Origin of the sequence: Saccharomonospora sp., from assembly GCF_027317685.1 — a bacterium.
In the GTDB taxonomy this organism is placed as follows: domain Bacteria; phylum Actinomycetota; class Actinomycetes; order Mycobacteriales; family Pseudonocardiaceae; genus Saccharomonospora.
The window spans coordinates 112,202-118,903 of sequence record NZ_DAHVQP010000128.1 but is presented as its reverse complement, the minus strand read 5'-3'; the positions used below and the strand labels follow the sequence as shown (position 1 = coordinate 118,903).

The following is a 6,702-nucleotide window of genomic DNA, read 5'->3' as shown; positions in this document are numbered from 1 at the left end:
CGAAGCGGCCGGCACCATCGCGGGGGTCACCGGTCTCGTCGCGCTGGCGGTGGTCGTCGTAGGGAGGCCATGGCGATTGGCCCGAAACGTGGTGACGATCGTGCACGAAGCCGGGCACGCGTTGGTCGCCCTGCTGGCGGGCCGCCGGTTGCAGGGCATCACCCTGCACTCCGACACCTCCGGCGTCACCGTGTCGAAAGGTAAACCCACGGGGCCCGGCATGGTGCTGACCGCGCTCGCCGGTTACCCCGCGCCCGCCGTGCTCGGTCTCGTGTTCGCGGGGCTGGTCTCGGCCGAACGGCTCAGCGCGGTACTCGGCATCGCCGCCGTGTTGCTGTTGGGCGTGCTGGTGATGGTGCGCAATGCCTACGGCGTGTTCTCGGTGTTGTTGTCCGCGTCGGTACTCGGTGCGGTCGCGCTGTTCGCCGGGCCGGGGGTGCAGGCGGCATTCGTCTACCTGATGACATGGTTCCTCCTGTTCGGCGCGGTGCGTCCCCTGTTCGAGCTCCAGGCCAAGCGGCGGAGGGGGGCGGCCCGGGATTCGGACATCGACCAATTGGCACGCCTGACCGGGCTTCCCGCGCTGCTGTGGCTGCTCGTGTTGGGAGCGCTCGCGGCGACATGCGTGGTGGTCGGTGGGATGTTGCTCACCGAACCCGTGGTGGTACCGAGCGGGTTCACCGCGGCCACGGGCTGACCGGTCGCAGGCCCGACCTTCGCGGTGGGGCACACTGAGGTAGTCAACAGACGTAACAGTCGAGAACCAGATCGAGCAGTCGGATACAGCAGCCGGCAACGGTGGTGACCGTGCCGGTCGTCAGGAGGGCGGTGCGGTGACGAACGAGGTGGCGAAGGCTGTCGAGGAGTGCGCTCGAGCGGCTAAGAGTGCCGCGCCCTCGCTGTCCGGTGCGCCGGACACGGCCATCGACGCGGCTTTGGAGAGCATGGCCGATCGACTGCTCGCCCACCGTGACGCGGTGCTGGCGGCCAACGCCGAGGACATCGCCAAGGCGGAAGCGGGCGGTATGAGCGCGGGCCTGCTCGATCGGTTGACGATCACCGAGAGCCGATTGACGGATATGGCCGATCAGCTTCGGCTGCTCGCCGGTGCCCCTCATCCGCAGCGGACCGTGGAACTGTCCACGCTCGACGGCGGACTGCGGCTCGTCGAGCGTCGCCGACCGGTCGGTGTGATCGGAGCCAACTACGAGGCTCGGCCGAACGTGACGGTCGACGTGGCCTCGCAGCTGGTGAAGTCCCGGAACGCGGGTGTGCTGCGCACCGGCTCGGCGGCACTGAAGTCGGCGCAGCGTCTGCTCGAGGTGGTGATTCGTCCGGCGTTGACCGACTCGGGCATCGATGCGAACGTCGTGCAGCTCGTGCCGCGCCCCGAACGGGAGGCGGCGGGGGCTCTCGTCCGACTGCCCGACCTGGTGCCGTTGGTGATTCTGCGGGGCAGCGGGGAGAGCACGCGGGCACTTGCCCTGGAGGCCGCCCAGCACGGAGTGCGTACTCTGGCGCACGCTGACGGCGGGGGAGTGCTGTACGTCGACGAGAAGGCCGACCGCGACACGGTGCGCTCGCTCGTCGTGAACAGCCTCGACCGGTTGGGTGTGTGCAACCGACTGAACCTGCTGTTGATCCACGACGCCGTCTACGAGGAGTTCTGGCCGGTGGTGTCGGAGGCCCTCGCCGAGAGGGGGGTGTCGCCGTCCCTGCCGCCGTACGACCATCCCATCGGTTACGAATGGGCGCTCGATTCCGAACGGGAGGCCACGGTGACGGTGGCGCGGGTCGACGGGGTAGCGGAGGCGGTGCGCATCGCCAACGAGGAGACCTCCGGACTCGCCGCGGGCATCGCCACCGAGGACGCGCGGGCGGCCGAGGAATTCTTCGACGGTTACCAGGGCACCGGTGTGTTCTGGAACGCGCCCACCCGGCTGCTTGACGGGTTCAAACTGCTCGGGGTCCCGGAGACGGGCATCAACCTCGACAAGGTTCCCGGTCCCCGCGGTCCCGTCACCTACCCGGATCTGTACGTCCGTCAGTACGCGGTGTTGCCCGTCGAACGGTGAGCCTGCGCGGTCGGCCGCCGGAACCTCAGCCGGGAACGCCCGCGTCGCCGGCGGCGTCCGACACAGGTGCGGTGATGTGTCGAAGGCCGTCACCACGGTGATCGATCACTCGTTCGAAGAGTACCGTAGGTAACTGCCCCTGCCTGGGTGGTGCCACGGCTGTGGCGTCACCGAGAAGAACAACCCCCAGAAGCAGGAGCTTTATTCATGGTCGCCATCACGGCGGAACCTCAACACCTCATCGACACTCCCACCGGTTTCAGTGAGCTGGGACTGCGCCCGGAGTTGCTCCAGGCGTTGGCCGAGCTCGGTTACGAGGAACCCACGCCCATCCAACGGGCGGCGATTCCACCGTTGCTCGACGGCTGCGACGTCGTCGGACAAGCCGCCACCGGCACGGGGAAGACCGCCGCGTTCGCGCTGCCCGTGCTGCATCGCATCCGCGACGGGGAACGGGGCGAGCGCGGTGCGCGTGCCCAACGCGGGGCAGCCCCGAGCGCCGTGGTGCTCGTGCCCACCCGGGAACTCGCCGCGCAGGTGTGCGAGGCGATGCGCCGTTACGGCCGTCGCCTCGGTGTCCGGGTCCTGCCCGTCTACGGCGGGCAGTCGATGAGCAGGCAGTTGCGTGCCCTGGAAGAGGGCGTCGACGTCGTCGTGGCCACGCCGGGACGGGCGTTGGACCACCTGTCACGGGGGTCGCTTGACCTCTCGGCGTTGCGGATGGTCGTCCTCGACGAGGCCGACGAGATGCTCGACATGGGCTTCGCCGAGGACATCGACACGATCCTCGAGCGGACCCCCGACGACCGCCAGACCATGCTGTTCTCCGCCACCATGCCGCCGCGCATCGCCGGTTTGGTGCGCCGCTACCTTCGCGACCCCCGCCGGATCGAACTGAGCAGGGCCGAATCGCTCGACGGCGACGCCGCATCGATCACCCAGACCGCCTATGTCGTGCCCCGGGGCCACAAACCCGCGGCGCTCGGTCGCGTGCTCGACATCGAGACGCCGGAGGCGACGGTCGTCTTCTGCCGTACCAGGGAGGAGGTCGACCGCCTCACCGAGACCATGAACGGACGCGGCTACCGTGCCGAAGCGCTGCACGGTGGAATGGATCAGCACCAACGCAACCGGGTCGTCGGACGCCTACGGACCGGGACCGCCGACCTCGTGGTGGCGACCGACGTAGCGGCCCGCGGGCTGGACATCGATCAGCTCACCCACGTGGTCAACTACGATGTCCCGAGCGCACCCGAGGTGTACGTGCACCGCATCGGGCGGGTCGGCAGGGCCGGACGTCAGGGCAGCGCCATCACCCTCGCCGAGCCCGGGGAACACCGCATGATCAAGGCGATCGAGCGGGTGACCGGGCAGCCGGTCCCGATACGCAAACTGCCGACCGTGGCCGACCTGCGGGCACGGCGGCTGGAACTGACCCGCGCCGCTCTGCGTGAGGTGCTGGCCGGTGACGAGGACCTCGACCGATACCGCGCCGTGGTGGAACCTCTGACGGAGGAGTTCGACGTCACCGAGATCGCGCTCGCCGCGGTGAAGCTCGCACACGACGCCGAACACGCCACCGACGAGGAGGAGATCCCGGACGTCGAATTGCGGCCCGAAGTCCGGACTCGTCGGCTCCCGAAGAACGGTCGTAAGGGGAGGCGCACGAGCGGAGGCATGACGCGGCTGTTCGTCGGTCTCGGTCGTCAGGCCGGGGTGCGTCCGCAGGACCTGGTGGGCGCCATCGCCGGCGAATCGTGCCTGCGGGGTAAGGACGTCGGTGCCATCGAAATCGCCGACCGCTTCTCCTTGGTGGACGTTCCGGACGCCGCTGCCGACGAGGTGATCACGGCGCTGCGGGACAGCAGCATCAAGGGCCGGAAAGTGATCGTTCGCCGCGAGCGTCGGACGGCCCGGTGATCGACTCGGAGTTCGGTCTCCGCCGAGCCCGACGAAGGACAGCGGGACGCACCCGCCGGAAACCGGACACCTGCATCGTCCGCAGCTGGCGTACCCAATAGCCGGGCTCCTCGGCGAGCGCGTCGGCCAGCGTGGCGTTCACCAGGACCGTGCCTGGCCGGGCGAGCTCGGTGAGTCGGCTGGCGAGGTTGACCACCGAGCCGTAGACGTCCCCGAACCGGCTCAACACCCTGCCCGAGGCCAGCCCGGCACGAACCTCGGGCAACCTCTCGTCCGCACCGGCCTGTTCGGTGAGCGTCAAGGCGATCTCGGCGGCCTCCACGGGTTGCGAGCAGACGAACAACACCTCGTCACCGATGAGCTTGACGACACGGCCGTGGTGTTCGACGACCACTTCCGTGGCCAGGGACTCGAACCGCTCCAGCACGGCGCTCAGTTCGGCCTCGTCGAATCGGCGCACCATGCGCGTGTAGCCCACCATGTCGACGAAACCGACGACCTGGTGACGGGACTCCAGCTGTTCGTGCGAGGCGGCCAGGGCCCGTCCGGAGTACGCCACCAGATGCCGTCGCCAGGCGAAGTCGTGGAGGCGGCCGAGCTGGGGCAGTAACCGTTCGACGAGTTCGGCCAACTGTTCGGGCCGCTCGGCCAGATGCGGGTTGTCGGCGATCAGCGAGCGCAACAGTTGCGACTGCCATTCGGCCAAGCGGGACATGTGCAGCCCCACGGCCCTGGCCACCGACGTCTCCAGGTCCCGATCGAGCAGGCCTTCGCCCACAAGCCGGTCGGCGATGCGGACCGCCTCGACGTCCGCGTCGGTGAAGACGACCTCGTCGTCGCCGACCGAGGCGAACCCGAGGGCCCGCCACAACTGGCGAACCCGCTCCGGGGAGACACCCGACTTCGCGGCCACTTCCAGCCGGGTATACCGACGTGGGCCGCCGAGGAGGGCGTGTTCGAGTTTGCGTTGGAGCTCGTCGGACATGCGCATCAGGTGGTGTGGACGATCAACACGTCCACACCCGTCTTACGGGCCGCCTCCGACGGCACTGAACCCAGGATGCGGCCCGCGAGCGTGTTGAGCCCACGGTTACCGACCACGAGCAGATCGGCCGCATGCTCTTTGACGACCTTGCGCAGCGAACTCACCGGCTCACCGACGACGGCGGTGCATTCGATCGAGGTGGCGCCCGCTTTCAGAGCCCGCTCCCGGGCCGTGCGCAGCGTCTCCTCGGCAGGGGCGGACCCCACCACCTGATACGCCTCCGCACCGAGCACGTCCTGAGCTTTGTCGATCTTGTCCTTGCCCGCGGGGTAGTAGGCGCAGGCGATGACGAGGGTGGCGGCGGAGTCGGCCGCGACCCTCGCTGCGCGTTCCACGGCGGCCAGTGACGAGTCCGAACCATCGGTGCCGACGACGATGGTGTTGTAGGCGGCCATCCGGTCCTCCAATGGGGTGTCGTACCGGGTCTGGAGGCTGACAGTAGCCGGTCGGCCGCCCCCTCGCAGCAGTTACCTACTCGTGAGTCGGTTTTGGTGTCGCCGCCGTGGGCACCTGCACCGTCGGCTGATCCGCGTTGTTCCCGTTGGATGGCGCGGTACCGTCCGGTTGCCCGCTCACCTCGCCGTTGTCGGAAGGCTTGGCGGCTTTGTCGGAAGTGTCCGCGGTGCCGGCCTTGCCCTTGGCTTCGCCGGAGTCGCCGTTTCTGGTCTCGCTGTGTCCGAGAGCGGCCTCGGCCTCCGCCAGCATGGACCTCGCGGCCTGGACCTGCGCGGCGATGCGGGCACGCAACTTGCGCAGCTCCTCGACCTTGGCGGTGGCTTCGTTGATCCGCCGGTCGGCCTCCTCGGCCGCCTCCCGCACGCGACGCTTGGCCTCGTCGGAGGCTTCGGCCACCCGGGCGTTGGCCTCGCTGATCGAGTCCTGCTTGCGCCGGTTGGCGTCCTCGATCGACTCGCGACGCCTGCGTTCGATCTCCGCCTGGGCCTTGGCCTTCTCGTCGGCGACCTGGGCGCGGATGGCCGCGGCCTCCTCGCTCGCTTCCCGGACCCGGCGCTCGGCTTCCGCCTTGCTCGCGGCTTCCTGTTCGGCGAGCACGCGCATCGCTTCGGTGCGCCGCTGTGACATCGCGATCTCGAAGTCTTCCTCGATCTGCGTACGCCGTTGCTCGGCCTCGCGGTCGAGTCGGTCGCGTTCCTCGGCGGCTTCGGTGAGGATGCGTTGGGCCTCGGCGCGCGCGTCCTCGAGGACCTTGGCGTGCTCGGCCTCCATCTGCTTACGCCGTTCGGCCAGTTCGGTGAGCATCTGCTCGTAACGGGCCCGCATGGCGCTGGCGTCGGACTCGGCCTTCGCACGGATATGGCTCGCCTCGGCCTCGGCGCGTGCCTTCGTGTCACTCGCTTCCTCCTGAGCGAGTCGAAGCATGCGCTGCAGCCGCTCGGACAGCCCCTCGATGGTGGTGGGCGGCTGCGCGAGTCGTTCCACTTGTCCACGCAGGTCGTCGATCTCGATCCGGGCGGCTTCCAGCTGCCTCGCTAAGTCATCGGCCTGCGAGATGGCCGCGTCGCGATCGGACATGAGCATCTTGATGTCGGCGTCGAGCCGTTCCAAGTGCTCGTCGACCTGCGCGCGGTTGTAGCCACGCTTCTCGAAGTCGAAACCGGCTCCCAGTGGCACGAGCTCCCGTTCCTCGCCAAGGCTCATGAC

Annotated in this window: 6 protein-coding genes; 3 read left to right on the top strand and 3 right to left on the bottom strand. The window is 68.8% G+C overall.

The window, feature by feature from the left end; genetic code table 11:
• From M7H19_RS15585 to M7H19_RS15575, 3 genes are all read left to right on the top strand, one after another.
• Nucleotides 1-697 (top strand): M50 family metallopeptidase (locus M7H19_RS15585; RefSeq protein ID WP_298182065.1); only part of this gene is annotated, 697 nt, incomplete at its 5' end.
• Between the two features lie 136 nt (nucleotides 698-833).
• A complete protein-coding gene (locus M7H19_RS15580) occupies nucleotides 834-2,075 on the top strand; it encodes an aldehyde dehydrogenase family protein (protein WP_015787154.1) in 1,242 nt (413 codons plus the stop codon).
• 207 nt (nucleotides 2,076-2,282) lie between these two features.
• Entirely contained in the window at nucleotides 2,283-3,995 is a 1,713-nt protein-coding gene (locus tag M7H19_RS15575; protein ID WP_282770900.1) for a DEAD/DEAH box helicase, read from the top strand.
• On the opposite strand, the gene M7H19_RS15570 is transcribed toward M7H19_RS15575, so the two are convergent.
• From M7H19_RS15570 to M7H19_RS15560, 3 genes are all read right to left on the bottom strand, one after another.
• Nucleotides 3,946-4,986: an adenylate/guanylate cyclase domain-containing protein gene (locus M7H19_RS15570; protein WP_282770898.1), complete on the bottom strand. Its 1,041-nt coding sequence runs from the start codon at nucleotides 4,984-4,986 to the stop codon at nucleotides 3,946-3,948. The two genes, M7H19_RS15575 and M7H19_RS15570, sit on opposite strands and share 50 nt — an antisense overlap.
• Nucleotides 4,986-5,435: a universal stress protein gene (locus M7H19_RS15565; RefSeq protein WP_015787151.1), complete on the bottom strand. Its 450-nt coding sequence runs from the start codon at nucleotides 5,433-5,435 to the stop codon at nucleotides 4,986-4,988. The genes M7H19_RS15570 and M7H19_RS15565 overlap by 1 nt, the downstream gene beginning before the upstream one ends.
• Before the next feature lie 76 nt (nucleotides 5,436-5,511).
• Nucleotides 5,512-6,699, bottom strand: coding sequence for a DivIVA domain-containing protein (locus tag M7H19_RS15560; protein WP_015787150.1), 1,188 nt, complete (start codon nucleotides 6,697-6,699; stop codon nucleotides 5,512-5,514).
• Nucleotides 6,700-6,702 lie beyond the last annotated feature (3 nt).